The 25,654-nt window shown below is 71.9% G+C and carries 19 protein-coding genes and 1 riboswitch; of the genes, 13 read left to right on the forward strand and 6 right to left on the reverse strand.

Features of this window, described 5'->3' with window-relative positions; translation table 11 throughout:
- Positions 1-4: 4 nt before the first annotated feature.
- A complete protein-coding gene (locus ACWEN0_RS11670) occupies positions 5-766 on the forward strand; it encodes a GH12 family glycosyl hydrolase domain-containing protein (RefSeq protein WP_451972057.1) in 762 nt (253 codons plus the stop codon).
- Here the strand turns inward: ACWEN0_RS11670 and ACWEN0_RS11675 are convergent.
- Both ACWEN0_RS11675 and ACWEN0_RS11680 read right to left on the reverse strand, forming a co-directional pair.
- Positions 763-1,302, reverse strand: a complete 540-nt coding sequence (locus ACWEN0_RS11675) for an N-acetyltransferase family protein (RefSeq protein ID WP_451972059.1) — start codon at positions 1,300-1,302, stop codon at positions 763-765. The two genes, ACWEN0_RS11670 and ACWEN0_RS11675, sit on opposite strands and share 4 nt — an antisense overlap.
- A 144-nt stretch (positions 1,303-1,446) precedes the next feature.
- Entirely contained in the window at positions 1,447-2,718 is a 1,272-nt protein-coding gene (locus ACWEN0_RS11680) for an ABC transporter substrate-binding protein (protein WP_451972061.1), read from the reverse strand.
- Positions 2,719-2,855: 137 nt separating this feature from the next.
- Between ACWEN0_RS11680 and ACWEN0_RS11685 the strand changes: the two genes are divergently transcribed.
- Positions 2,856-3,863: a LacI family DNA-binding transcriptional regulator gene (locus ACWEN0_RS11685; protein WP_451972063.1), complete on the forward strand. Its 1,008-nt coding sequence runs from the start codon at positions 2,856-2,858 to the stop codon at positions 3,861-3,863.
- A gap of 31 nt (positions 3,864-3,894) precedes the next feature.
- Here the strand turns inward: ACWEN0_RS11685 and ACWEN0_RS11690 are convergent, their stop codons facing one another.
- A complete protein-coding gene (locus ACWEN0_RS11690) occupies positions 3,895-4,947 on the reverse strand; it encodes a lytic polysaccharide monooxygenase auxiliary activity family 9 protein (RefSeq protein WP_451972065.1) in 1,053 nt (350 codons plus the stop codon).
- Positions 4,948-5,103: 156 nt separating this feature from the next.
- Here ACWEN0_RS11690 and ACWEN0_RS11695 point away from each other — a divergent pair, with 156 nt between their 5' ends.
- Together ACWEN0_RS11695 and mgrA are read left to right on the forward strand one after the other, a co-directional pair.
- Positions 5,104-6,297, forward strand: coding sequence for an AGE family epimerase/isomerase (locus ACWEN0_RS11695; RefSeq protein WP_451972067.1), 1,194 nt, complete (start codon positions 5,104-5,106; stop codon positions 6,295-6,297).
- A 26-nt stretch (positions 6,298-6,323) separates the two neighbouring features.
- Positions 6,324-7,319: an L-glyceraldehyde 3-phosphate reductase gene (gene mgrA, locus ACWEN0_RS11700; RefSeq protein WP_451972069.1), complete on the forward strand. Its 996-nt coding sequence runs from the start codon at positions 6,324-6,326 to the stop codon at positions 7,317-7,319.
- Here mgrA and ACWEN0_RS11705 read toward each other — a convergent pair.
- Positions 7,316-8,440 (reverse strand): cellulose-binding domain-containing protein, encoded by a 1,125-nt coding sequence (locus tag ACWEN0_RS11705; RefSeq protein ID WP_451972071.1) that lies wholly within the window; start codon positions 8,438-8,440, stop codon positions 7,316-7,318. The genes mgrA and ACWEN0_RS11705 overlap by 4 nt on opposite strands.
- A 421-nt stretch (positions 8,441-8,861) precedes the next feature.
- Between ACWEN0_RS11705 and ACWEN0_RS11710 the strand changes: the two genes are divergently transcribed.
- From ACWEN0_RS11710 to ACWEN0_RS11740, 7 genes are all read left to right on the forward strand, one after another.
- Positions 8,862-10,331, forward strand: coding sequence for a cellulase family glycosylhydrolase (locus tag ACWEN0_RS11710; protein WP_451972073.1), 1,470 nt, complete (start codon positions 8,862-8,864; stop codon positions 10,329-10,331).
- A 264-nt stretch (positions 10,332-10,595) separates the two neighbouring features.
- Positions 10,596-12,053, forward strand: coding sequence for a hypothetical protein (locus ACWEN0_RS11715; RefSeq protein ID WP_451972075.1), 1,458 nt, complete (start codon positions 10,596-10,598; stop codon positions 12,051-12,053).
- Positions 12,050-12,892 carry an AfsA-related hotdog domain-containing protein gene (locus tag ACWEN0_RS11720; RefSeq protein ID WP_451972077.1) on the forward strand — a complete coding sequence of 281 codons (843 nt, stop codon included), beginning with the start codon at positions 12,050-12,052 and terminating at the stop codon, positions 12,890-12,892. Before ACWEN0_RS11715 ends, ACWEN0_RS11720 begins: the two co-directional genes overlap by 4 nt.
- A 35-nt stretch (positions 12,893-12,927) precedes the next feature.
- A complete protein-coding gene (locus ACWEN0_RS11725; RefSeq protein ID WP_451972079.1) occupies positions 12,928-13,728 on the forward strand; it encodes a carboxymuconolactone decarboxylase family protein in 801 nt (266 codons plus the stop codon).
- Complete coding sequence (locus ACWEN0_RS11730; protein WP_451972081.1) at positions 13,725-14,426, forward strand: HAD family hydrolase; 702 nt, start codon at positions 13,725-13,727, stop codon at positions 14,424-14,426. The genes ACWEN0_RS11725 and ACWEN0_RS11730 overlap by 4 nt, the downstream gene beginning before the upstream one ends.
- A 26-nt stretch (positions 14,427-14,452) precedes the next feature.
- Positions 14,453-15,454, forward strand: coding sequence for a zinc-dependent alcohol dehydrogenase family protein (locus tag ACWEN0_RS11735; protein WP_451972083.1), 1,002 nt, complete (start codon positions 14,453-14,455; stop codon positions 15,452-15,454).
- 638 nt (positions 15,455-16,092) lie between these two features.
- Complete coding sequence (locus ACWEN0_RS11740; RefSeq protein ID WP_451972085.1) at positions 16,093-17,478, forward strand: sugar porter family MFS transporter; 1,386 nt, start codon at positions 16,093-16,095, stop codon at positions 17,476-17,478.
- Between the two features lie 48 nt (positions 17,479-17,526).
- Here the strand turns inward: ACWEN0_RS11740 and ACWEN0_RS11745 are convergent, their stop codons facing one another.
- Positions 17,527-18,387, reverse strand: coding sequence for a TIGR03619 family F420-dependent LLM class oxidoreductase (locus ACWEN0_RS11745; RefSeq protein ID WP_451972087.1), 861 nt, complete (start codon positions 18,385-18,387; stop codon positions 17,527-17,529).
- Positions 18,388-18,682: 295 nt separating this feature from the next.
- Positions 18,683-18,761: riboswitch (S-adenosyl-L-homocysteine riboswitch) on the forward strand.
- Between the two features lie 14 nt (positions 18,762-18,775).
- Between ACWEN0_RS11745 and metH the strand changes: the two genes are divergently transcribed.
- Positions 18,776-22,408 carry a methionine synthase gene (gene metH, locus ACWEN0_RS11750; protein WP_451972089.1) on the forward strand — a complete coding sequence of 1,211 codons (3,633 nt, stop codon included), beginning with the start codon at positions 18,776-18,778 and terminating at the stop codon, positions 22,406-22,408.
- On the opposite strand, the gene ACWEN0_RS11755 is transcribed toward metH, so the two are convergent.
- Positions 22,390-23,547 carry an FAD-dependent monooxygenase gene (locus tag ACWEN0_RS11755; protein ID WP_451973288.1) on the reverse strand — a complete coding sequence of 386 codons (1,158 nt, stop codon included), beginning with the start codon at positions 23,545-23,547 and terminating at the stop codon, positions 22,390-22,392. The two genes, metH and ACWEN0_RS11755, sit on opposite strands and share 19 nt — an antisense overlap.
- Before the next feature lie 216 nt (positions 23,548-23,763).
- Between ACWEN0_RS11755 and ACWEN0_RS11760 the strand changes: the two genes are divergently transcribed.
- Positions 23,764-25,653, forward strand: coding sequence for a hypothetical protein (locus tag ACWEN0_RS11760; RefSeq protein WP_451972091.1), 1,890 nt, complete (start codon positions 23,764-23,766; stop codon positions 25,651-25,653).
- The last annotated feature ends 1 nt before the right edge of the window (position 25,654 follow it).

A 25,654-nucleotide genomic window follows, 5' to 3' on the forward strand; every position in this document is an offset into this window, starting at 1 on the left:
CTCCATGAAGAACCGGCTACGGGCCACACTGGCGTCGTTCGGAGCCCTGACCGTGCTGCTCTCCGGCGGCGTCGCCCTGATCGCGCCACCGGCGTCCGCGGACACGCAGCTGTGCGACAAGTACGGCTCGCTGCGCATCCAGGGCGGCAGGTACATCGTCCAGAACAACAACTGGGGCGACGACACGACCCAGTGCCTTTCGGTGTCCACCACCGGCTTCACCGTGACGACGGCGTCGCACAACCGGCCGACCAACGGCGCGCCGGGCAGCTATCCGTCGGTGTACGCCGGCTGCCACTACGGCAACTGCAGCAGTGGCAGCGGCCTGCCCCGGCAGGTCCGGTCGCTGGGCTCGCTGCGGTCCCATGTGGACTACACCACCGTCCAGGCCGGACAGTGGGACGCGGCCTACGACGTCTGGTACGACCCGAACCCCAATCCGGCCGGGCAGAACACCGGCGCCGAGGTGATGATCTGGGGCAACCACCGCGGCGCCCCGCAGCCCGTCGGCAGCGTCATCGGCACGGCGCAGCTCGCCGGGGCGACGTGGAACGTCTGGTTCGGCAACATCGGCTGGAACGTGATCTCGTACGTCCGCACGTCCGGCACGGACAGTCTCGACGTGAACCTGAACGACTTCACCCGGGACGGCGTCAACCGCGGCAAGATCAGTGACGCCTGGTACCTGACGAGCGTCCAGTTCGGGTTCGAGCCCTGGCAGGGCGAGACCGGGCTGGGCGTGCGCTCGTTCAGCGTCTCGGGCTAGCGGTCCCCGCGGCTGAGATCCTTCGAGAAGGACAGCCGGTCCAGGCCCGGCCCGTCGTAGTCGGGCTGGACCGGCAGTCCTTCGAACTCCTTCGGCCCCGGCTCGGTGACGAACCCCATCCGGGTGTGGAACGCGTGCGACGCCTTGTTGACCGGCGAGGTGATCGCCCGGACGCTCGTGCGGCCGTTGGCCCGGCTGTAGGCGAAGAACCGCTCGTACAGCGCGGCGCCCAGGCCCCGGCCGCGCTCGGCGGGGTCGACGCCGACGAAGTGGATGTAGCTCTCGGCCGGCCGGGACGGCGAGAGGAACCCGATCAGGAACGCGACGATCCGGTCGTCGCCGGTGACCAGGAAGCTGCTGCCGGTGAAGTGCTGGAACATCAGCTTCGGGAGGAGCAGGGCCCGCTGGCGGGTGCCTTCTTCCCCGCCGAGCCCGCCCCACCAGGCGTCGAGCACCGCGAGGACGGGCAGGTGGTCGTCCGGGCCGGGGTGGCGGACGGTGTGGCCGGCGAGCGGGCTCAGGTCGGGAGTCGTCACGCGGCCAGGGTGCCGCACGGGGGAGGGGCGCGCGAGCGGGTTTCACGACGTCCTGCGTTCAGACCACGGACAGGAGTTCACCGGGTGTCCTTCCCTGACGAAATGCCGCCCCGGAGCCCGGAGGTGTCCCGTACCGGCCACCACTCAGGGCACGATCCGGCGCACGCCGATCAGCACCTGCTGCCACACCGCCGCCGGGTCGGCGCCGCGCTCCACGGACTTGAGCGCGGGCGCGATCACCTCTTCCTGGATCTTGCCGTCGCCCGGGCCCTTGTACTGCGGCTTCCCGACCTTCCGGGCCTGGGCGGCGAACACCTGGCCGCTCAGCGCGCCGCCGAAGTAGCCGTTCATCTCGCTGAGCAGGTCGGGCGAGGTGAAGGCGTCGACCTGGCTGGGGAAGTTCCCGCTCACCCGGAACGCGTGCAGCTGCTGCTCCGGCGCGGTCAGCCACGCGGCGAGCGCGGCGGCCTCCTTCGGGTGCCCGCTCGCCGACGGCACCGTGAGGTAGGAACCGCCCCAGTTGCCGCCGCCGTCGGGGAACGCGTCGGTGATCGCCCACTTGCCCGCGTTGCCGATCCCGGCCTGCTGCTCGATGACGCCGAGCATCCACGAAGGACAGACCTTCGTCGCGAAAGACCCGAGGCGCAGGCCGTTGTTGCCGTCGTCGGCGAACGCCGTGAGCCCGGCCGACTGGCCTTGCTGCACCGCGGTGGTGACCTGGTTCCAGGCGTCCCGCAGCGCGGTGTTCGTCTCGAGCGTCGGGTGGTCCTGCCGGTCGAGGTAGCCGACGGGCAGCTGGTTCACCATGGCGTTGAAGTTCTGCGCCGCGGAGTCGAACCACGGCTTGCCCTTGGCGCGCTTGACGTACTTCTCGCCGGCTTCGAAGTAGCTGCCCCAGGTCGCGAACATCGTCTTGACCGAGCCGGGGTCGGTCGGGAGGCCGGCGGCCTCGAGCAGGTCCTTGCGGTAGCACATGGCGAGCGGGCCGATGTCCGTGCCGTAGCCGACGAGCTTGCCGTCCTTGCTCCGGCCCGCCTCGTACTTCCATTCCAGCCACCGGCCGGGTTTCACGTCCTGTGGGCCGACCTCGGCCAGGTCGGCGAACTTCCCGGCCTGCGCGAGGACGTCGGCGAGGTGGCCCTCCTCGACGGCCTGGATGTCGGCGAGCCCCTGGCCGGTCTTCAGCTTGGCCAGCAGGTCCTGGTGGTAGGGGCCGCCCTGCTCGGTCTTCACCTGCCGGATGTCGATCCCGGGGTGGGTGAACTCGTAGCCGGGGATCAGGTCGTCGTAGCCGAACTCGCCGAACGTCGCGAGGGTGAGCGTGATGCGCTCGGGCGTACCCGGACCGCAGCCGCCGGTCAGCACGAGCAGGACGACGGTGACGGCGACGGCCAGCCGTCTTCGGACCAACCTCATGCGCACCCCGATCCACTCTCACTCCCTCGTGACTGGGAGCGCTCCCGGACGGAGTCTCGTTTCCGCGGGCGGCGGGTGTCAAGGTGCGCGACAGCGGGTGTTCGCGCGGATACGCCGGCGGGCCGGGGAGGTGCGTGGTGAAGCGTCCGACGATCACCGACATCGCCCGGCAGGCGGGCGTGTCCAAGGGCGCGGTGTCGTACGCGCTCAACGGCCGCCCGGGCGTCTCGGAGGCGACCCGGCACCGGATCACGGAGATCGCCCGCCAGCTGGGCTGGTCGCCGAGCAGCACCGCGCGGGCGCTTTCCGGCGGCCACACGGGGACGATCGGCCTGGTGCTCGACCGGCCGTCCGAAGTGTTCTTCCCGGCCCTGCTCGACGGCTTCGAGCCGGAGCTGCTGCTGCAGGTCGCGGCCGGCCGAGACGCGGCACTGGCGGTCTACCGCCGCTGGCGCGCCGAGCGGAAGGTGGACGGCGTGCTGCTCACCGGCCCGGCCTGCGCGGCGGAACTGGTGCGGATCGGCCTGCCGGCGGTACTGCTCGGCGGGCCCGGCGGGGTGCCGGGCGTGCCGTCGGTGTGGGTGGACGACGTCGCGGGGGCCGCGGAAGCGCTGGAGTACCTGGCCGCGCTGGGGCACCGGCGCGTGGCCCGGGTCCCGGGCGCGGCGGCGTTCGCGGATCCCGTCGCGCGGGAAGCGGCGGTGGACGCGGTGGCGTGGCGGACGGGGCTCGGCGGGACGCGGAACCTCCGCACGACGACCGCTTCCGGACCGCAGGCCGTCGTGCCGCCCGGTGCCGGAGTCCTCACCGAACCCTCCGCCGACGCGGTCCGCCGTGTCCTTTCGAGCCGGCCGCGGCCCACGGCCCTCCTCTGCGACACCGACACCCTGGCCGTCGCCGCGCTGGCCGCCGCGCGGGAGCTCGGGCTGGCCGTGCCCCGCGACCTGTCGGTCGTCTGCTGGGACGACACCACGCTCTGCTGCCTCGTCCGCCCCGCGCTCACCGCGGTCCGGCGCCCGCTGGCCGAACTCGGCTCGCTCGCCGCGTCCCTGCTTCGGGACCTCCTCACCGGGGAAGACGCCGGCGACGTCTGCGCGTCCCGGCCGCGGCTGGTCACCCGGGGCAGCACCGGTCCCGTCCGCTGACGGCACCGGTGCCACCGTCCACACGCGACCCTCAGGTGCCCTGGCAGGTCGGCGACGGCTGGGCCGGGTTCGTCCCCGCGGCGGTCACCACCAGGCCGAACGTCGTCGAGCCGTCGGGGGCGATGCGGCCGTTCCAGTCGGCGTTGCGGACCGTCACCACCGAACCGGACTGGCTCAGCGTCCCGTTCCAGACGCTGCCGATGCTCTGCCCGCTCGGCAGCGTCCAGCCCACCTGCCAGCCGTTGTACGCCGTGGTGCCGTGGTTCATCACCGTCACCGTGGCCTGGTAGCCGCCGCTCCAGGCGTTGGTCACCTCGTACATGGCCATGCACGAGCCGCCCGACGGCGGGGGAGAGGTAGGCGTGGTCGGCGGCGTGCCCGGGTCCTTCACGCCGGTGACCTCGCCGTGCCCGCCGTCGAACGTCACGTCGGAGCAGCCGTAGAACGTCTCGGTGCTGTCCGAGCGCTTCCACACCGAGTAGATGATGTGCCGCCCGGACTTGTTCGACGGCAGCGCGCCGGTCCACTTGTACTGCCCGTCGACCGTGCCGACCTGGCCGGTCACCGGGGGGTGGTCCACGGTCAGGAACGGCTGGTCCTCCAGCTCGTCCCAGGTGAGCGGCGCGTTCGGGTTCCAGCCGTCCTTCGTGACGTAGGTGTAGAACCAGCCCGGGTGCGCGGCCCAGGCGTTGTAGGAGAAGTCGAACGCGGCCCCGGCGGTCAGGTGCGTCAGCGGCCAGTCGCCGACCTGGTCGAAGCCGGCGTAGCCCGGGTTGCCGCCCGAACACAGTTTGCCGTCGGGGATGAAGCCGCGCGTGCGGCCGGCGCCGTCCGAGCGCAGCACGGCGAACCAGTTGTACAGCGAGTTGGCGCCGCTGGTGGCCACGGCCGCCGCGCAGGCCGGGTTCTGCGGGATGATCTGGCCGGTCGAGCTGAGCCCGTCCTGCCAGCACAGGAAGGTCCGGCTGCCCGGTTTCATCATGGCGCCGTGCGCCTCGGCGGTGCCGGTGTTCAGCAGGACGGCCGTCAAACTCGCCAGCAGAACGGTGACGGCGGCGAGGATCGTACTTCGTCTCCTGGTCACGTCAGTCCCTTCGTCGGGTAGCGTGCTTCGAAGACTGGGAGCGCTCTCAAGGTCAGGATACGCGGTGGCGCGCACTTCCGGAACAGCCCGCGGTGGGCGTGGAAGGCGGCTTGCCCTACGTTGGCGGAAGTCGTCGGTCACCGAGAAAGGCACAGAGTGGACATCCCGTCTTCCGTCCCGGCTTGGGTGCGCGCCGAACCCGCGCGCCTGCTCGGTTTCGCCGCCCGCGCGGCGCACCCCGATGGCGGGTTCGCCTGGCTCGACGACACCGGGCAGCCGGTCCTCGACCGGCCCGTCGAAACCTGGATCACCTGCCGGATGACGCACGTCTTCGCGCTCGCGCAGCTGCAGGGCGCGAACGCCGGCGAGCAGGTCGCCCACGGCGTCGCGGCGCTCAAGGGGCCGCTCCGCGATCCGGACCACGGCGGCTGGTACGCGACGACAACGTTGTCAGAGAAGCGCGCCTACGAGCACGCCTTCGTGGTCCTGGCCGCTTCGAGCGCGGTCGCGGCCGGCGCCGAGGGCGCGGAACCGCTGCTGGCCGAGGCCCTCGACGTCGTCGAACGCCGGTTCTGGGAGCCGGGCGCCGGCCGGGTCGCCGACGTCTGGGACCGCGGCTGGACCGAGCTGGAGGACTACCGCGGCGCCAACGCCAACATGCACACGGTCGAGGCGTTCCTGGCCGCCGCCGACGTCACGGGCGACCGGGTGTGGGCCCGCCGCGCACTGTCCATTGTGGAACACCTGGTGCACGGGGAGGCCCGCGCCCACGGCTGGCTGCTCCCGGAGCACTACGACGCGGGCTGGCACGTGCTCCTGGAGCACAACCGCGACGAGCCCGCCCACCCGTTCCGGCCGTTCGGGGCGACCATCGGCCACCTCTTCGAATGGGCCCGGCTGGCCGTCCACCTCAAGCGGGCCCTCGGCGACGATGCGCCGGAGTGGCTGGTGCCCGACGCGGCCGCGTTGTTCGCGACCGCGACCCGGGACGGCTGGGCCGTCGACGGCAACCCGGGCTTCGTCTACACCACCGACTTCGCCGGGACGCCGGTCGTGCGCACCCGCCTGCACTGGGTCGTCGCGGAGGCGATCGCCGCCGCGTGGACCCTGCACCAGGAAACCGGCGAGGCCGCCTACCTCGACCGGTTCCGTGCCTGGTGCGACCACGCCGAGGCCTGTTTCGTCGACCGCGAACGCGGGTCGTGGCACCACGAGCTGGACCCGGAGAACCGGCCGGCCGGCACGGTCTGGGCGGGCAAGCCGGACATCTACCACGCCTACCAGGCGACGCTGCTGCCCGCGTTGGTGCCGGGCGCGTCGTTCGCCGGCGCCTTGATCACCCGCGGCTAGACTCGCGGCGGACCCTGAGGAGAACCATGTCGCCTTTCGTCGCGGCCGGAGACCGGTACTCGGGCATGCCGTACCGGCGGGCCGGGCGCAGCGGGCTGAAGCTGCCCGCCGTGTCGCTCGGCCTGTGGCACAACTTCGGGGACGACAAGCCCCTCGACGTCCAGCGCGCGGTGCTGCGCCGGGCGTTCGACCTCGGCGTGACGCACTTCGACCTGGCCAACAACTACGGCCCGCCGCCCGGCGCGGCCGAGACGAACTTCGGCCGGCACTACGCCGCCGACTTCCGCCCGTACCGCGACGAGATCCTGGTGTCCTCCAAGGCGGGCTACCTGATGTGGGACGGCCCGTACGGCGAGTGGGGCTCGCGCAAGAACCTCCTGGCGAGCCTGGACCAGAGCCTCGCCCGCACCGGCCTGGACCACTTCGACGTCTTCTACTCCCACCGCCCGGACCCCGAGACGCCGATCGAGGAGACCATGGGGGCCCTCGACACCGCGGTCCGGTCCGGGAAGGCGCTCTACGCGGGCATTTCGAACTACTCGCCGGAGCAGACGGAAGCCGCGCTCGCCGCGCTGAAGGAGCTCGGGACGCCCCTGCTGATCCACCAGCCGTCGTACTCGATCCTGAACCGCTGGGTCGAAGACGGCCTGCTGGACACCCTCGACGAGCACGGCGTCGGCTCGATCGCGTACTCGCCGCTGAGCCAGGGCCTGCTGACCGACCGCTACCTCGACGGGATCCCCGCCGACTCCCGCGCGGCCGGGGCGAGCCCGTTCCTGACGAGCGACCGGATCACCGAGGAGAAGCTGACGACGATCCGCGCGCTGAACGACGTCGCCAAGCGGCGCGGGCAGTCGCTGGCACAGCTGGCGATCGCGTGGGTGCTGCGCCGCGGGCGGGTCACCTCGGCGCTGATCGGGGCCAGCAGTGTCGCGCAGCTCGAGAACACCGTCGCGGCGACGAAGAACCTCGAGTTCTCCGACGACGAGCTGGCCGAGATCGAGCGGATCGTCGCGGGCTAGCAGCCGAGGCGCGTGGTGCCCAGAGCGACGTCGTCGAACCAGAGCGTGTCGGCGTCGGTGCCGTAGCTCTCCCAGCCGAGCCGCAGGTCGGTCACGGCCGGGTGCCACGCCCGGGCGAGCCACTGCTGGTCGACGTCGGCCGTGGGCACGCCGTCGACGACGAGCCCGGGTACTTCGGTGCCGCCGAGCCACGTCCGCAGCTGCCCGGCGGTGCCGTCGATCTCGAACTCGAAGCACGACCAGGTGCCGGTCGGCAGCGGGACGCTCTGCGCGACACCGGCCGGGCTCTGCGCGGGGAGCGTCGCGTCGTCGGACTCCCGGTTCCACTGCAGGGCCCGGTTCTGGCCGCCGGCCCGCAGGTCCCGGCCGCCGTCCGCGGTGTCGCGCAGCGCCATGAAGGTGACGTGCCCGGCGGGCAGCGGCGTGCTGTGCCGGACCCAGAACCGGCCGTACAGCAAGCCGGCGCCGGGCAGGCTCGTGCCGAAGAAGGCGTGGTCGCAGTAGCCGCCCTGGCCGGTGACCTTGACCGAACGGGTGCCCGAGTGCGCGACCGCGGAGTCGACGGTGACCGTACCGGTGCCCTGGCAGTTCGCCGCGCCGACGGCCCAGCGGCCGCTCGGCGCGCCACCGGTCTGCTGTTCGAAGTCGTCGCAGAACGTCGTGCCCGGGCAGGCCGCGGGTGGCGGTGTGGTCGTCGTCGGCGGGGGAGTGGTGGTCGGGTCCCCGCAGGCGACGCCGTTGAGGGCGAAGTCCGCGGGCTCGGCGTTCGTGCCGCTGTAGGTGGCCTGCAGGCCGAAGGAGACGGTGCCGCCGGCGGGCAGCGAAGCGTTGTAGGGCAGGGTTTCGGCGGTGACCGCGGTCCCGCTCTGGCGGACCGTCGCGTTCCACGCCGACGTGACGGCCTGATTGCCCGCGTAGTGCCAGGTGAGCGTCCAGGACGAGAGCGCCGTGGCGCCGTTGGTCACGGTGATCTCGGCGGTGAACCCGGTCTGCCACTGGTTGACGCGGTAGCCGACCGCGCACGCGGGGGCGGCGGTGGCCGGCGCGGCGACGACGACCGCCGTGGTGCCCGCGGCGGTGAGGAGGCAGAGCGCCGCGAGGGCGGCGGCGAACCTGGTCATCGGGCCTCCCGGGGCGCGGACAGGGGCGCCGCGGCAGGCACCGCGACGCCCCTGGGTGGTTGGCCGCGTTCTGGTGAGGCGACCTGGCATGGGAGCGCTTCCAGCCGCCGGGAAAGGTAGCGCCGGTGTGTCGTCCTTGTAAAGCGCGACCCGGACGCGGCCCGATCCGGTGGTCCGTTTTCCGCTGCGCCGCGCCGCCTGGCGGCCACTGAACGTTCCTGAACGGCCGAAGTCGTTGGCGTTCCGGAGATCCCGTGGTCGCACTGCGCTACCGGCCCGAGCCGGAGAATGCCGCCGTTGGAGTGGAATCCGGAAACCGGGGCAAGATCGCCGCGGGGTTTACACGAATCGGGGTGCGCGGTACTGTCCAGCCCTGCTGGGAGCGCTCTCACGATTCCGTTCGGTACCAAGGGAGTGATCGATGCGTTCCGGACCAGCACTGCTCGGCGCCCTCGGCGCGCTCGCCGTCGTCGGCGCGACGACGGCGTTCACCCTGGGCACGCTGTCGCCCGCGGCGGCGGCGACCGCCTGCGAAGTCGGCTACACGGTGAACGACTGGGGAAGCGGCTTCACGGCCGACCTGACCTTGAAGAACCTCGGGACGGCCCCGCTGTCCGGCTGGCGGATCGACTACGCCTACACCGGGAACCAGCAGCTCCAGCAGGGCTGGAACGGCACCTGGGCGCAGTCCGGCCGGACCGTCACGGTCACCCCGGCGACCTGGAACGGCACCGTCGCCCCGAACGCGTCGGTCACCGCCGGCGCGAACTTCGGCTACAGCGGGACCAACGCGGCGCCGGCGTCCTTCAGCGTGAACGGCGCGCCCTGCGGCGGCACCCCGCCGCCGTCCACCACGACGTCGGCCCCGCCGCCCCCGGGCGCGCCCGCCCTGCACGTCTCCGGCAACCGGCTGGCCGATGCCGCGGGCAACCCGGTGACGCTGCGCGGCGTGAACCGCTCCGGCGCCGAATTCGCGTGCGTGCAGGGAAACGGCCTCTTCGACGGTCCGATGGACGCCGCCTCGGTGGCCGCGATCAAGAGCTGGCACGCCGACGCCGTGCGCGTGCCGTTCAACGAGGACTGCTGGCTCGGCCTGTCCGACGTGGACCCGCGCTACGCCGGCGAGACCTACCGCGCGGCGCTCAAGTCCTATGTGGACCTACTACACCGGAACGGGCTCGTCGCGATCCTCGACCTGCACTGGACCCACGGTGCCTACACGGGAAACTCGTCGGCGTGCGGTGACGTCGACGCCACCTGCCAGAAGCCGATGACCGACGCCGAGCATTCGGTGGACCTGTGGACGTCGGTCGCGACGACGTTCAAGGGCGACGACGCCACGATCCTGGACCTGTTCAACGAGCCCTACCCCGACCGCGCGGTGTCCGGCCCGGCCCAGGCGTGGACGTGCTGGCGCGACGGCGGCTCCGCCTGCTCCGGCATCGGCTACCCGGTGGCGGGCATGCAGGCGCTGGTGAACGCGGTGCGCGCGACCGGCGCGACGAACGTGCTCATGCTGGGCGGGCTCGCCTACGCCAACGACCTCACCGGCTGGCTGCAGTACGAACCGAACGACCCGGCGGGCAACCTCGTCGCCTCGTGGCACTCGTACAACTTCAACGCGTGCAGCTCGTCGTCGTGCTGGGACAGCCGGCTGGCACCGGTAGCCGCGGCCGTCCCGCTCGTGGCCGGGGAGATCGGCGAGAACGACTGCGCGAGCGGCTACGTCACCGGGCTGATGGACTGGCTCGACCGGCACCAGGCGTCCTACCTCGGCTGGACCTGGAACACCTGGAACTGCTCGACCGGCCCGGCGCTGATCTCGGCCTACGACGGCACGCCGACGGCGTTCGGGGCGGGCGTCCGGGCGCGGTTCCTCGCGGCCGGGTGACCCGGGCGAGGGGTCCGGGTCACCCTGTCCGGTGACCTGACCGGTCCAGGGGGCTGCGTTCCGGGCCCTGCACGTGCATACTGTCCCCGCCGGACCGCCCCAGCGGCGTCCGGACCCGAGGTGCCGGCCGATGACCCCCAGGTCGGCCGGCACCCCTCACTCCGGCTTCTTTCCCCGCGCGTTCGTCACATCCTGGGCCCACGCTGTCACGCTGCGGTACTGTCTGCTTCGTGCACCCGTACTCCGGAAGTCGTTGGATGAACGATGAGTCGACAGGCCAAACCGGGCAGTAAGCCGTATCGTGCACAGCTGCGCGACCGCCTGGCCGCCTTGGGGTTTCCCGAAGGGGCGATGCCGGCGCGGGTCGCGGAGAACCTGATCGTCGAATGCCGGATCCCGCCCCGCACCGCGTGGCGCCTGGCGTCGGAACTTTCCCTCGACGTCGCGGCGCACCGCTACAACGCCGTCACCGGCGACCCACGCGCGGGCATGCGCGGCACCCGGATCTGGGAGTACGAGCAGTGGCCGGAGCGGGGCGTCCGGCCCACCGTCGCCGCCCTGCGCGTGCTCGCCGAGGTGTACGGCACCAGCTGGAAGTCGCTGCTCGGGCTGCGTGACCTCGAGCAGCTGCCGGCCAAGGACCTGGCCGAGTACCACGCCGACACCGCGGCGCCGTGCCCGCCGGAACCCGCGCCGGCCGCCGCCCGGCCCGCGCGCGCCGGCCGCCGCGTCGAAGAAGCGCCGGAGACCGACGTCGGCGCCAGTGCCCTCGACGACGCGATCCTGTTCACCAAGACCAACGTCGACGACGTCCAGCTCGACGACCTGTGGTCCGATCTGGACTTCCTCGGCAACGGCTACACGCGCACGGCGCCGGACGCGGTCCTCAGCCAGCTCGCGGTCGTCGAAGAGCGGACCTCGGCGCTGCTGAAGGGCCGCCAGCGGCCGAAGCAGACCCAGGACCTGCTGCTCATCGGGGCGAAGTGCACCGCGATGATGGCCTGGATCTCGGGCGACCTCGGGCGGTACGGGCTCTCCCGCCGGTACAACTCCGCCGCCTGGCTCTACTCCCAATACGCGGACGACTACCTCGCGCGCCGCTGGGTGCGCACGGCCCAGGCCCGCGTCGCGTTCTGGGCGGGCAACGGCGTCGAGTCCGCGAAGCTCGCGGCGGACGGGCTCAACTACCACGTGGGCGGCCGGATCACGGACGCGCCGCTGATCCTCGCCGAGGCCCGCGGGTGGTCGTCGGTGCGGGCGGAACAGCAGGTGCTGGACGCGATCGCGCGGTGGACCGCCATCGAGGACCCGGAGCTCGGCGCGGGCGGCGAGGACCGGTTCTTCAACATCACGAAGGACCGCCGGCACTACATGGCCGGTACTTCGCTGCTGTCCGTCGGGCAGGCGTCCGCCGCGCTGCGCGAGTTCACGACCGCGCGCGAGGCCTACGAAAAGCTGTCCCTGGAAAGCCGCTGGGAGGCCATGGAACCGATGATCCGGATCGACACCGGCCGCGCCCACCTGCTGCTCGACGATCTCGAAGGCGCCGCCGCGCAGGTCGAGCCGCTGCTGGCCACCGACGTGGCCAAGCAGCCGGACATGGTGCACGCCATGCTCGGCGTGCTGGCCACCGAGCTGGCCGGCCCGCGCTGGCGCAAGGCGGCGACCGCCCGCTACCTCGCCGAAGCACTCCCGGACGTCCGCGCCTCGGCGGGGCTGTGACGCCCGAACCGACCAGAACCCAGTGGGAGAACGTGGTACCGGACGATCCAGCGTGTCCCGGTGAACGGGACCCGGCGGCCGGGGCCGGCCGCACCCACCGCGACGTCGTCGTGGTCGCCGACCGGTTCGGCCGGTTCGCCCGCGGCGACCGGGTGCTGACGATGACGGGCCTGCTGGCGCTCATCGAAGCGGCCGGCGCGGACGAACCGTGCGGCGAGCCGGTCGAGTGGGTCGTGCACGCCGGGCAGGGCGTCGACGAGACCGACTGCGACCTCATCGAGGCCGCCACCGAAAAGGGCCGCGCTCCGGTGCGCCTGGCCGACCGGGACACCTTCCGGCAGCCGCGCGCGCGGGCCGGGATCGTCCACAAGGACCGGCCCCGCAACGTCCTGCTGTCCGGCGTGCACTCGCCGGCCGACCAGCTCTGCCGGGCGGACCTCCGGATCCACCGCGACAACGAGCTGATCCTCGACCACCACACCGGCGAGCACGTGCAGGGCATCGTGATCGTCGAGGCGATGCGGCAGATCTGCATCGCGCAGTTCGAAACGGCGGTCCGGCCCGGCCTGGGCCGGCTGGGCTACGCGGGCGTGTGGCAGCGGATCGACCTGTCCTTCCAGGACTTCCTGTTCCCGCTGCCGGCCACGGTCGAGTCGCTGATCGAGGAGTCCGACCTCGCCCGCGAGACCAACCTGAAGTTCCGGGCCGTGACCGCCGTGCGCCAGCACGGCCGCACGATCGCCACGGCCGTCATCGAGTACGCCATGATCGCGCAACGGCGCATCGACGCGCTGGAACGCCGGAAAGCCGACCAGGCCACCCGGGCCTACCTCGGGTGAGCCGCAGTCACCACGTGAAAGGGGAGGGCATCACGATGCCGGAAACGCAGGACGCGTCCTTCGCCCAGGGCCTGGAGCTCATCCAGCGGCTCGGCGGCGCGGAGCGGCCCGCAGTGCTGGACCTGTTCGCGAGCATCGGCGAGGCCGAGTTCGGGGAGCAGTGCGTCGGGTTCATCTACGGCGACGTCTACCACCGGCCCGGCCTGCCGCTGCCCGAGCGGCAGCTGGTGACGGTCGCGGCCCTCACCGCGCTCGGCTACGCGGGCTCGCAGCTGCAGTTCCACGCCAAGGCCGCGCTGAACGTCGGCTGCGGCCGCCGCCAGCTCGTCGAGGCGGTCATCCAGATCAGCTCGTTCGCCGGCTTCCCCGCCACGCTGAACGCCCTGGGCGAGCTGAAGGCCGTGTTCGAAACCCTGCCGCCCGAGGAGCCGCCGGCCGAACCGCCCGCCGACCTTCCGTGGGCCGGCATCGAGGACCGCTACGAGCGCGGCCTGGCCGCGTTGAAGGCCGTCGACGGCGAAGCGGGGGAGAAGGTCGCCGCGGCGCTCGCGGACATCGCGCCGGACCTGGCCACCTACATCGTCGAGTTCACCTTCGGCGAGCTGTACAACCGGCCGCACCTGGACCTGCGGCACCGCGAGATCGTCACGGTCGCCGCGTGCGTCGCGCTGGGCACCGCGCTGCCGCAGCTGAAGGTGCACATCCACGCCCTGCTCAACGTCGGGGGCACCGAGCAGGACGTCATCGAGACGATCCTGCACCTGGCGTTCTACTGCGGTTTCCCGGCCGCGCTCAACGCCATCGGCGCCGCGCGCGAAGTGTTCGCGCAGCGGTGACCGGCCTGCGGAAGCTGCGTGCCGTCGCGCTGGACTGCGACGGCGTCCTCATCGACGACACGTACCTGGCGATGATCGCCCGGTACGTCCGCGACCACGGCGGTGTCTACGACGAGGCGGCCGAGCGGGACGTGATCGGGCTGCGCGACATCGTCGTCGCCGAGAAGATCACCCGGCTGTGCGGGCTCGACCAGCCGGCGGAGAAGACGCTCGAGCAGCTGTGGGCGGCCCGGCAGGAGTACCTGGCCGAACACCCGATACGCGTCGCCGAAGGCGTGCGGGACTGCCTGGAGGCGCTCTCGAAGCTGCCCGTCCGGCTGGTCTGCTACGGCGGCCGGACCCGCGAGCACACCTTCGACCGGTACCTCGGGGAGTACGTCGACCTGCTCGACCCGGAAGTGCCGTACGTCAGCATCAACGAGCACCGGCCGGGCGTCGACCACATCGCCCGGAGCGTGCTCGGCGTCGGCTTCGACGAGATCGTGTTCGTCGACGACGTCAGCCGGGTGGCCGAGAACGCCCGCGCGCACGGCGCCGGGTTCGTCGGCTTCCCCGGCAGTCCGGCCCACGCGCGGCAGCGGGAGTTCATGGCCGGCTACGGCGTCCGCCACTTCGCGACCTCGCTCGCCGAACTGACCCCACGACTTCTGGAGATCGTCGACGCGGAGCTCGCGACTTCGACACACTGGCCGGGTTGAGGAGTTCCCGCACCCTTGGAGCCGCTGTGAAGTCCTTTTCCCTGCCGCGTCCCGGCGCCGAGCTCGTCCTGGCCGAGCGTGCCGTTCCCGAACCCGGTCCCGGCCAGGTGCTGGTCCGGCTGCGCGGGTGGGCGCTCAACGCCCGCGACCTGATGATCCTGAAGGGTTTCTACCCGATGCCGGTGAAGCCGGACGTCGTGCCGCTGTCCGACGGCGCGGGCGAGGTCGTCGCGGTCGGCGACGGCGTGCGCGCGTGGTCGGCGGGCGACCGGGTGGCCGCGACGTACTTCCCGAGATGGCTCTCGGGACCCGGTACCCCGGAGAAGACGGCCGAAGACCTGTCCGGCTCGCTCGACGGAGTGCTCGCGGAGTACGCCGTCTTCGCCGAGGACGCGCTCGTCGCCGTCCCCGCGCACCTGGACTTCGCCGAGGCCGCGACGCTGCCCAGCGCCGGTGTGACGGCGTGGCGCGCGGTCGTCGAGGAAGGCCGGGTGGCGCCGGGCCAGACCGTGCTGACCCAGGGCAGCGGCGGGCTGGCGACGTTCGCGCTGCAGTTCGCCGTGCTCGGCGGCGCCCGCGTGATCGCGACGTCCAGCTCGGACGAGAAGCTGGCCCGCCTGCGCGCCCTCGGCGCGGCCGAGACGATCAACTACACGACGACGCCGGAGTGGGGCGTGGCGGCGGCGGAGCTGACCGGCGGCGGCGTCGACCACGTCGTCGACGTCGGCGGGGGCGGCACGATCGGCCAGTCCATGCTCGCCGCCCGGCCGGGCGGGCACGTCAGCGTCGCCGGCGTGCTCACCCACGAGGGCGCCGCCGACCCGGTGCTCGTGCTGGTCAAGCAGCTGACCCTGCGCGGGTTGACGAACGCGTCGAGGGAGACGTTCCAGGCCATGAACCGGGCCGTCGAGCACAGCGGGCTGCGGCCCGTGATCGACCGCCGGTTCGCCTTCGAAGAGGTCGCCGACGCCGTCAAGCACCTCGAGTCAGGCACCCATGTCGGGAAGGTCGTGCTGGAGAGCGCCTGAGCCGCTCGCGGCCAGGGGTAACTTTTGGCCGCCCGGCTGGGTAGATCCGTACCGCCGCGACCACGTATTCGCAGCTCAGCGGGGTTTCGGGATGGAAGAAAGTCCTCTTTCGGCAGGAATGGCGGCCGGTGACCACAACCGGGAGAGTGATAGCTACCAGGGCGTCGCCCGAGCAGGCTGCGGATGCTCGGGCCGGCCGCTCCGGGCTGGGGGCGCGGGGAGGGGGTTTCAACCGCCTGGGGGTGGGTTGAAACCCCCTTCCCGCCTGCGCCGCCGACCCGCCCGAACGGGTCCGGCGCGCACGTCCGGGTTCACCGTCTCCCCGACCTTGCGGTGAGCCCGGACTCTGCCCGATTTGCCCGGCTCCCGGGATTCCCCTTCACGGCCTTCGCCGACCTGCTGCGCCGCGATTGTCCATAGTGGATTGATCGAACCCGCGCGCGTCGGCGGCCGTGTCCATTGTGCACTGATTCGCGACTGCGGCAGACGGAGTATTGGTGTGCGCCCCAACGTGTCACATATGTGAACGGCGATCACGTTTCTGAATTGTTATCGACGACTGTCTTGCCCGGCTATTTCCGGCGTGTGAATGTGGACGCCGCTGGCTGGACTGGACCTACGAAAGAGGCGACCCGGCAATGACGCAGACAGCCCCGGCGCGGCACATCAGCCGGACCACCTTGTACTTCTTCGGCGCGCTCGGTGGCATCTTGTTCGGCTACGACCTCGGCGTGATTTCCGGGGTGCTCCCGTTCATCGGGAAACTCTGGGGGCTGACCAGCTGGGACAAGGGTGTGATCACCGCCAGCCTGTCGGTCGGTGCCATCGTCGGCGCGCTGTTCTCCAGCCGTACCAACGAAGCCCTCGGCCGGCGGCGCACGATCATGGTCGCCGCGGCGATCGTCATCGTGGGCACGCTGGCGGCGGCCTTCTCGCCGACGTTCGCGCTGCTCGTGGTTTCGCGGCTGGTCATCGGCCTCGGGATCGGCCTTTCGTCGTCGACCGTCCCGACCTACCTGTCGGAGCTGGCGCCGGCGCGGTTGCGCGGCGCGATGGGCGCGCTGAACCAGATCTTCATCGTGCTCGGCATCCTGATCGCGTTCCTGGTGAGCTACTGGCTCGGCCCGAACTCGGCCTGGCGCTGGATGTTCGCCGGCGCGATCGTCCCGGCGGCGGTGCTGCTCGTCGGGCTGGTGTTCCTGCCGGAGACGCCGCGCTGGCTGGTGAAGAACGGCCGGGAAGAGGAGGCCCGGCGAGTCCTCGCGAGCGCGCACGGCACCACCGTGAACCTCGACGAAGAGATCGAGACGATCAACGAGGTCATCCGGCTCGACACCGAAGAAAAGCCGCGCCTGCGCGACCTGTTCTCCGGCTTCGTGCGGCCGATGCTGGTGGTGGCGCTGCTGCTCGCGATCGGCCAGCAGTTCAGCGGGGTCAACGCGATCAACGCGTACTTCCCGACGATGCTGATCGGCCTCGGCTTCGCCACGCAGGCCGCGCTGCTTTCGGGCGTTCTGCTGGGCGTCACGAAGTTCCTGTTCACCGCGTGGGTCGTGTTCGTGGTGGACCGCTGGGGCCGCAAGCCGCTGCTCCTGATCGGCAACGTGATCATGGTGATCACGCTGGTGGCGGCCGGGTTCGTCGTGCTGAACGTCCACGACACCGGCACGCGCGGCATCCTGATGCTGGTGATGATGGTGCTGTACCTGGTCGGCTACGAACTCGGCTGGGGCGCGGTGGTCTGGGTGATGATGTCCGAGGTGTTCCCGCTGAAGTTCCGCGCGGCGGGCATGGGTGTCAGCAGTGTGGTCCTCTGGGCGGCGACCGGCATCGTGAGCGCGGTGTTCCCGATCATCTCCGACCCGAAGTCGCTCGGCATCGGCGGTTCGATGTTCCTGTTCGCCGGCATCAACGTGGTGCTGTTCGTGCTCACGAAGTGGCTGGTGCCCGAGACGAAGGGGCGTTCGCTCGAGCAGATCGAGCTCGACCTCCGGGCGCGCCAGGGCGTCGCGGCCAAGAGCTGACCCCGGGGGGGGCTTGACGGCGGGGCACGGGATCCGTGCCCCGCCGCTTCAGTGCGCGGGGGCGGTGACGAGCCCGAGTTTGCCCGCCAGGCGCCCGATCCAGGCTTCGACCTCGTCCGGCGAACGGTCCGGCAGCCCGAAGATCGTCTCGGTCACGCCGAGGGAATCCAGGTGCGCCAGGCGTTCCGGGTCCGGCCGCTCGCCGAGGGCGCAGATCCGCGGCGCCCCCGCCCGGCCTTCCGCGAGCCAGATCTCCTTCAGCAGGGCCACGTGCCCGTCCAGGTCCGTGTCCGCCGGCGTCGTGATCCAGCCGTCCGCGTGCCGCGCGATCCAGCGGAACGTCTTCTCCGTCGGGCCCGCGCCCAGCAGCACCGGGATGTGCGGCTGGACCGGCTTGGGCCACGCCCAGCTCGGTCCGAACGAGACGAACTCACCGGCGTAGGAAGCCTCTTCCTGTGTCCACAGTGCACTCATCGCCTCGAGGTACTCGCGCAGCGCGGTGCGGCGGCGGTGGCCCGGGACGCCGTGGTCGGTCAGCTCGTCGACGTTCCAGCCGAAGCCGGTGCCGAGCGTGACGCGGCCGCCGGAGAGGTGGTCGAGGCTCGCGATCGTCTTGGCGAGCGTGATCGGGTCGCTCTCCACCGGGAGGGCCACCGCCGTCGACAGCCGGATCCGCGACGTCACCGCCGCGGCCGTCGCCAGGGCCACCCACGGGTCCAGGGTGCGGCTGTAGCGGTCGTCGGGCAGGGACGCGTCGCCGGTGCGCGGGTGCGGTGACTCGCGTTTCACCGGGATGTGCGTGTGCTCGGGCACGTAGAAGGTGGCGAACCCCGCGGCTTCCGCGGCGCGCGCCGCGGAAGCGGGGGTGATGCCCCGGTCGCTGGTGAACAGCACGATTCCGTAGTCCACGCGTGGAGCGTATTAGAACGTGTTTCAGTTTTCAAGGTGGGTCGGGACCGCGAAAAGTACCAACGCGAACGCGGAGAGTAACGTCGTGGGCCGCTCGAACGATGGTGGAGGAGCCCGGGGTGAGCAGGCGGGGAGCAGAGCGCCCGCGCCCGGTGCGGCAGGGTGGGCGCAACCGGGAAAGACGCGGAGGCAGGGTGAACCCGAAAATCCATTGTGGACTCACGGTGTCCCAGTCAGTGGACGCGCCGGCGGGGCGGGATGGCGTGCGCGCACCCGGTTCCAGTACCGTGGACCACAGGTCGAGAGGCGCTGCAACGGACCGCCGGGTCCGCCACGCTCGACCGGGAACCACCGACCAAGGGCGCCTCCCGGATGAGGGAGGCTGCCGATGAACCCCAATGAGTCCGAAGCCACCGCGCGCCTGCGCGAGCTGCTCGGCCGGCGGGTGGCGGTGCTCGACGGTGCCTGGGGCACCATGCTGCAGGGCGCCGGGCTGACCCCGGCCGACTACCGCGGCGACCGCTTCGGCGAGCACACCCACGACGTCACCGGTGACCCCGACCTGCTGAACCTCACCCGCCCGGACGTCATCCTCGACGTCCACCGCCAGTACCTCGCGGCCGGCGCGGACATCACCACGACGAACACCTTCACGGCCACCAGCATCGGCCAGGCCGACTACGGCCTCCAGGACCACGTCCGCGAGATGAACGTCCGCGGGGCGCAGCTGGCCCGCCAGGCCGCCGACGAGCTGGGCGGGAAGTTCGTCGCCGGGTCGATCGGGCCGCTGAACGTCACCCTCAGCCTGTCGCCGAAGGTCGACGACCCCGCCTACCGCGCGGTGACGTTCGAGCAGGTCAAGGCGGCCTACGCGGAGCAGATCGCCGGGCTCGCCGAGGGCGGCGTCGACCTGCTGCTGATCGAGACGATCTTCGACACGCTCAACTGCAAGGCCGCGATCGCCGCCGCCCGCGACGTCGCGCCGCACCTGCCGCTGTGGATCTCGGTGACGATCGTCGACCTGAGCGGCCGGACGCTCTCGGGCCAGACCGTCGAGGCGTTCTGGAGCTCCATCGAGCACGCGAAACCGCTGGTCGTCGGCGTGAACTGCTCGCTGGGCGCGGAAGAGATGCGCCCGCACGTCGAGGAGCTCGCCCGGATCGCCGACGCCTACGTCGCCTGCCACCCGAACGCCGGGCTGCCCAACGCCTTCGGCGGCTACGACCAGACCCCGGAGGAGACCGCCGGGCTGATCGGCGGGTTCGCCCGCGAAGGCCTGGTCAACCTGGTCGGCGGCTGCTGCGGCACCAGCCCGGCGCACATCGCGAAGATCGCCGAAGCCGCGAAGGACGTCACACCGCGGGAGGTGCCCGCGCCGCGCACGCACACCCGGTTCAGCGGGCTCGAGCCGTTCGGCATCGGCGCCGACACCGGGTTCGTGATGATCGGCGAACGGACCAACGTCACCGGCTCCAAGCGGTTCCGCCGGCTCATCGAGTCGGGCGACCACCAGGCGGCCGTCGACGTCGCGCTGGAGCAGGTCCGGGGCGGGGCCAACCTGCTCGACGTCAACATGGACGCCGACCTGCTCGAGTCCGAGGAGGCGATGACGACCTTCCTCAACCTCATCGCCACCGAGCCCGAGGTCGCGCGGATCCCGGTCATGGTCGACAGCTCCAAGTGGAGCGTGCTCGAAGCCGGCCTGCGCTGCCTGCAGGGCAAGGGCGTGGTCAACTCGATCAGCCTCAAGGAGGGCGAGGAGCCGTTCCTCGCGCAGGCCCGCACCGTCCGCAACTACGGCGCCGGCGTCGTCGTGATGGCCTTCGACGAGCGGGGCCAGGCCGACACCGCCGACCGCAAGGTCGAGATCTGCGCCCGCGCCTACGACCTGCTCACGCAGGAGGCCGGCTTCGCGGGCGAGGACATCATCTTCGACCCGAACGTCCTCGCCGTCGCCACCGGCATCGCCGAGCACAACGGCTACGCGAAGGCGTTCATCGACGCGTTGCCGAGGATCAAGGAGCGCTGCCCCGGCGTCCACATCTCCGGCGGCATCTCGAACCTGTCGTTCTCCTTCCGCGGCAACGACGTCGTCCGCGAGGCGATGCACTCGGCGTTCCTGTTCCACGCCATGAAGGCCGGCCTGGACATGGGCATCGTGAACGCCGGCCAGCTCGCGGTCTACGAAGACATCCCGAAGGACCTCCTCGAGCTGGTCGAGGACGTGCTCTTCGACCGCCGCGAAGACGCGACGGACCGGCTGGTCAGCTTCGCCGAGAACGTCAAGGGCAGCGGCACCAAGCGCGTCGTGGACCTCTCGTGGCGCGAAGGCAGCGTCGAGGCGCGGCTGTCGCACGCGCTGGTGCACGGCATCGTCGACTACATCGAGGACGACACCGAAGAGGCGCGGCAGCAGCTGGCCCGGCCCCTCGACGTCATCGAGGGGCCGCTGATGGACGGCATGAAGATCGTCGGCGACCTGTTCGGCTCCGGCAAGATGTTCCTGCCGCAGGTGGTCAAGAGCGCGCGCGTGATGAAGCGGTCCGTCGCCTACCTCGAGCCGTTCATGGAGGCGGAGAAGGAGAAGGCGCGCCAGGAAGGCCGGCTGGCCTCGAGCGGCGGCCAGGGCAAGATCGTGCTCGCCACGGTGAAGGGCGACGTCCACGACATCGGCAAGAACATCGTCGGGGTCGTGCTCGGCTGCAACAACTACGAGGTGATCGACCTCGGCGTGATGGTGCCGGCCGCGAAGATCCTCGACACGGCCGTCACCGAAGGCGCCGACGCGGTCGGGCTGTCCGGGCTGATCACGCCGTCGCTGGACGAGATGGTCGCGGTCGCGACCGAGATGCAGCGGCGCGGGCTGAAGCTGCCCCTGCTGATCGGCGGCGCGACGACGTCCCGTCAGCACACCGCGGTCAAGATCGCGCCGGCCTACGACAACGCGACCGTCCACGTGCTGGACGCGTCGCGCGTGGTCGGGGTCGTGTCCGACCTGCTCGACCCCGACCGGTCGATCGCGCTCGCCGAGAAGAACCGCGCCGATCAGGAGGTGCTGCGCGAGCAGCACGCGAGCAAGCAGCGCCGCCCGATGCTCACCCTCGAGCAGACGCGGCTGAACCGCGAGCAGGTGGTGTTCGCCGACCTGCCGGAGCCGCTGTTCACCGGCACGCGGGTCGTCGAGCCGGCGATCGCCGAGCTGCGCGAGATGATCGACTGGCAGTTCCTGTTCCTGGCCTGGCAGCTCAAGGGCAAGTACCCGGCGATCCTGGAGCAGCCGGTCGCGCGTGAGCTGTTCGACGACGCGAACACACTGCTCGACCAGATCATCGCGGACGGCAGCTTCACCGCGAAGGGCGCGTACGCGTTCTGGCCGGCCCACAGCGAGGGCGACGACATCCTGCTCGACGGCGAGTTCTCGCACGTCGCGTTCCCGATGCTGCGCCAGCAGACGTCGAAGCCGGAGGACCGCGCCAACCGCTGCCTGGCCGACTACATCGCGCCGGAAGGCGACCACCTCGGCGGCTTCGCGGTCGCGATCCACGGCGCCGAGAAGTTGGCCGCGAAGTACGAAGCCGAGCAGGACGACTACCGCGCGATCATGGTGAAGGCGCTGGCCGACCGCCTCGCCGAGGCGTTCGCCGAGCACATCCACCTGCGGGCCCGCCGCGACTGGTTCGAGCCCGACGCCGAGCCGAAGCTGGAGGACCTGCACGCGGAGCGCTTCCGCGGGATCCGCCCGGCATTGGGCTACCCGGCCAGCCCGGACCACAGCCAGAAGCGCGAGCTGTTCGCGCTGCTGGAGGCGGACCGCCTGGGCATGGACCTGACGGAGTCGTTCGCGATGACGCCGGCGGCGAGCGTGTCCGGGCTGATCTTCGCGCACCCGGACTCCCGCTACTTCACCGTCGGCCGCCTCGGCCGCGACCAGATCGAGGACTACGCGCGGCGCAAGGGCGTCGAGGTCGCCGAGGTCGAGCAGTGGCTGCGGCCGAACCTGGCCTACGAACCCGACGCGTAGTCCTTCAGCTCGATGTCGGTGGCGAACTTGTCGGTCGCCTTCAGCATCAGGCCGAGCAGGAACCGCGACTTGAACGTCCAGTCGCGCATCTTGATGCGGAACGGGGACGGCGGCGCGAGGAACGGGCCCGCGCTGCCGCGTTGCGAGATCTTCGCGTAGCCGCGGAACTGCTCCTCGTAGCGGGCGAAGGCGGCGCGGTGGTCGCCGTCCGCGGCGAGGAGCTCGCCGGCGAGCACGTACGCGCCGACGACGGCCAGGCCGGTGCCGAAGCCGCCGAGGGTGTTGCCGTAGGCGGCGTCGCCGAGCAGGACGACGCGGCCGCGTGAGTAGTGGTCGATGGTGACGCGCGCCAGCGAGTCGAGGTAGAACTCGCGGGCCTGCGGGATCTTCGCGACCAGCTCGGGCACCCGCCAGCCGGCGCCGCGGTAGGCCTCGGCCAGCAGTTGCCGCTGCCGGCCGGTGTCCGCGCGGTCGTAGTCCAGCTCCGGTGACGCGAAGACGAAGAACGCCGACGCCTTCGGCCCGCCGACCGCGGTCATCCGGCCCGGCTCGTTGTACATGACCGGGTCGCCGTCCGCGACCTCCGCGCCCAGCTCGGCCAGGGCGTAGTAGTGGCCGAGGAACGTGACGTAGTCGCGTTCCGGGCCGAAGGCCAGCCGCCGGACGGCCGAGTGGATGCCGTCGGCGCCGACGACGAGGTCGAACCGGCGGGGCTCGGCGTGGGCGAAGGTGACGTCGACGCCGTCGGACGTCTCGGCCAGCGACGTGATGGTGTCGCCGAAGAGGTACTCGCAGTGCGGTGCGGTGTGCTCGTACAGGATGTCGGCCAGGTCGCCGCGGCGGATCTCGATGTCGCCGCCGGTGAACTCGCCGGGGATGACCGCCCGCGCCCGCCCCTCGGCGTCGACGATCGTCTGGTCGGTGCCGCCGGTCTGGCGGGCCAGGACGTCATCGAGGATGCCCATGCGCTCGAGCACGGTCCGGTGGGTGGCGCCCTTGAAGTCGACGGCCTGCCCGCCGGGCCGCACCGCCGGGGCGCGTTCGACGACGGTGACGGTGCAGCCGTAGCGGGCCAGCCAGAGGGCGAGGGCGGGGCCGGCGATGCTGGCGCCGGAGATCAGGACGCTGAGGTGCTTCATGCCGTGGTTCTTCATGCCGCCGAGCTTCGCGGCCGTCGCTTACCGGTCCCTGGCGAAGCGCTGACGGCCGCCGTCAGCGACTGTCGCGAGTGGACTGCGCGCGGTCCGTCACGACGGAAAATTCCCGGCCGTGACCCCGGCTTTCCCGCCGGTTTCCGCGTGTTGACCGCGATCCGATCGGCGGGCACCATTTCCGGCGGGGGAGAGGGGTCGGCGATGCCGGTCAGCGAACTGCCACCTGCGGCCACCACACTCGGCGAGCTGCTGCGCAACGGGGAGCGGGCCCTCGAGGCCGACGGCGACCTGCGCGCCGGCCGGGAGTGGTTCGACCGCGCGTACCGCGCCGCGGAAGCCGAGGGCGACGGCACGGCGATGGCCCGCGCCGCGCTGGGCATGGGCGGGTTGTGGGTCCACGAGCACCGGAGCGCGCCCGCGGCGGCATTGCTGCAGGCCCGGCTGCGCGCGGCGCGCGCGGCGGTCGACCCCGGGTCCTCGCTGGCCTTGCGCCTCAAGGCCCGGCTCGCGGGCGAAGCCGACTACGTGGCCGGTGAGAGCAACGAGATCCTCGCGGTCCTCGAAGAGGCCAAGCGCGCGGGCGACCCGGTGGCCTGGGCCGAAGCCGCCAGCCTGGCCCACCACTGCCTGCTCGGACCGGACCACGGCGGCCAGCGCCGCGCGCTGGCCCAGGAGCTGATCACCGAGGGCTTCCGCACCGGGCGGCGCAGCGACCTGCTGATGGGCATGCTCTGGCGCACGGTCGACCTCTTCCTCGACGGCGACCCGCACGCCCAGCGCGGGCTCGCGGACCTGCGCGGCCTGCTGGCCGACCGCGACCACCTCGCGGTCGGGTTCGTGCTCGACGCGATCGACGTCATGCTCAGCATCCGCGCGGGCCGGTTCGCCGACGCCGAAGCGCGCGCCGCGGCCTGCGCGGAACGCGGCGAGCAGGCCGGGGACGCCGACGCGACCGGCTGGTTCACCGCGCAGCTGGGCGCCATCCGCTGGTACCAGGGCCGGGTCGCCGAGGTGCTGCCGGTGGTGCGGGAGACGGTGAACTCGCCGACGCTCAGCGCGGTGGACAACGCGCTCGTCGCTGGCCTGGCCGTCGCGGCGGCGGCCGCCGGGGACGAACGCGAAGCCGCCGGAGCCCTGGCCCGGCTGCGCGGGCGGGACCTGGCCCTGCTGCCGCGGTCGAGCAGCTGGCTCGTGTCGATGTACGGGATCGTCGAGTCCGCGTACTTGCTCTCGGACGTCGAATCGGCTCTGGCCGCGTACGCGCTCCTGACGCCTTTCGCGCGGCTGCCGATGACGGCGAGCCTCGGCGTCGCCTGCTTCGGTTCGGTGCAGCACGCCCTGGGCGTCGCGATGCTGACGGCGGGCCAGCCCGAGCGCGCCGCCGCGCACTTCCGCGCGGCCGTGCGCGACAACCTCGCGCTGGCGCACTGGCCGGCCGCGGCACTCTCCCGCGCGCGGCTCGCGCAGGCACTGGGACCCGCGTCGGCCGAAGCCGACCGGGAGCTGGCCGCGGCGACCCGGGAGGCCGGGCAGCTCGGGATGGTGCTGCCCGCGCTGCCGGTGCGCGGCCCGGACCGGCGCGTGACGTGCCGGCGGCACGGCAGCCACTGGGTGTTCGCCCTGGGCGGGCGGTCCGTGCAGGTGGAGCACAGCGTCGGCATGGGCTACCTCGCGACGCTGCTGGACAACCCCGGCCGCGAGCTGACGGCCGTCGAGCTGGCCTCGGGGCCGGGCGTGCGCACCGCGCCGGCGTCGGCGCAGCCGGTGCTCGACCAGGAGGCGACCAGTCACTACCGCCGCTGGCTCGCGAACCTGGAGGCCGAGCTCGACGAACACGAGGCCAACCACGACGCGGGCCGGGCGGAGAAGGTGCGCGCCGAGCGCGACTGGCTCGTGGGCGAGCTGTCGGCGGCGGCCGGGCTCGCGGGCCGCGTCCGCGAGTTCGCGGGCGCGGAGGAGAAAGCGCGGATCGCCGTGGGCAAGGCGATCCGCCGGGCGCTGACCCGGATCGCGGCAGCGGACACGGTCATCGGCGACGTCCTGCGCGACGGCGTCCACACCGGCGCCCGCTGCTCCTACGACCCTTCGTGAC

Source organism: Amycolatopsis sp. NPDC004378 (assembly GCF_053602455.1).

What these genes read in the sequence shown, in the direction of transcription:
- ACWEN0_RS11670 (WP_451972057.1), top strand. Translation starts at nt 5, where the DNA reads ATGAAGAACCGGCTACGGGCCACACTGGCGTCGTTCGGAGCCCTGACC.
- ACWEN0_RS11680 (WP_451972061.1), bottom strand. Translation starts at nt 2,718, where the DNA reads ATGAGGTTGGTCCGAAGACGGCTGGCCGTCGCCGTCACCGTCGTCCTG.
- mgrA (WP_451972069.1), top strand. Translation starts at nt 6,324, where the DNA reads ATGTCGCCTTTCGTCGCGGCCGGAGACCGGTACTCGGGCATGCCGTAC.
- ACWEN0_RS11705 (WP_451972071.1), bottom strand. Translation starts at nt 8,440, where the DNA reads ATGACCAGGTTCGCCGCCGCCCTCGCGGCGCTCTGCCTCCTCACCGCC.
- ACWEN0_RS11710 (WP_451972073.1), top strand. Translation starts at nt 8,862, where the DNA reads ATGCGTTCCGGACCAGCACTGCTCGGCGCCCTCGGCGCGCTCGCCGTC.
- ACWEN0_RS11715 (WP_451972075.1), top strand. Translation starts at nt 10,596, where the DNA reads ATGAGTCGACAGGCCAAACCGGGCAGTAAGCCGTATCGTGCACAGCTG.
- ACWEN0_RS11725 (WP_451972079.1), top strand. Translation starts at nt 12,928, where the DNA reads ATGCCGGAAACGCAGGACGCGTCCTTCGCCCAGGGCCTGGAGCTCATC.
- ACWEN0_RS11740 (WP_451972085.1), top strand. Translation starts at nt 16,093, where the DNA reads ATGACGCAGACAGCCCCGGCGCGGCACATCAGCCGGACCACCTTGTAC.
- metH (WP_451972089.1), top strand. Translation starts at nt 18,776, where the DNA reads ATGAACCCCAATGAGTCCGAAGCCACCGCGCGCCTGCGCGAGCTGCTC.
- ACWEN0_RS11755 (WP_451973288.1), bottom strand. Translation starts at nt 23,547, where the DNA reads ATGAAGCACCTCAGCGTCCTGATCTCCGGCGCCAGCATCGCCGGCCCC.
- ACWEN0_RS11760 (WP_451972091.1), top strand. Translation starts at nt 23,764, where the DNA reads ATGCCGGTCAGCGAACTGCCACCTGCGGCCACCACACTCGGCGAGCTG.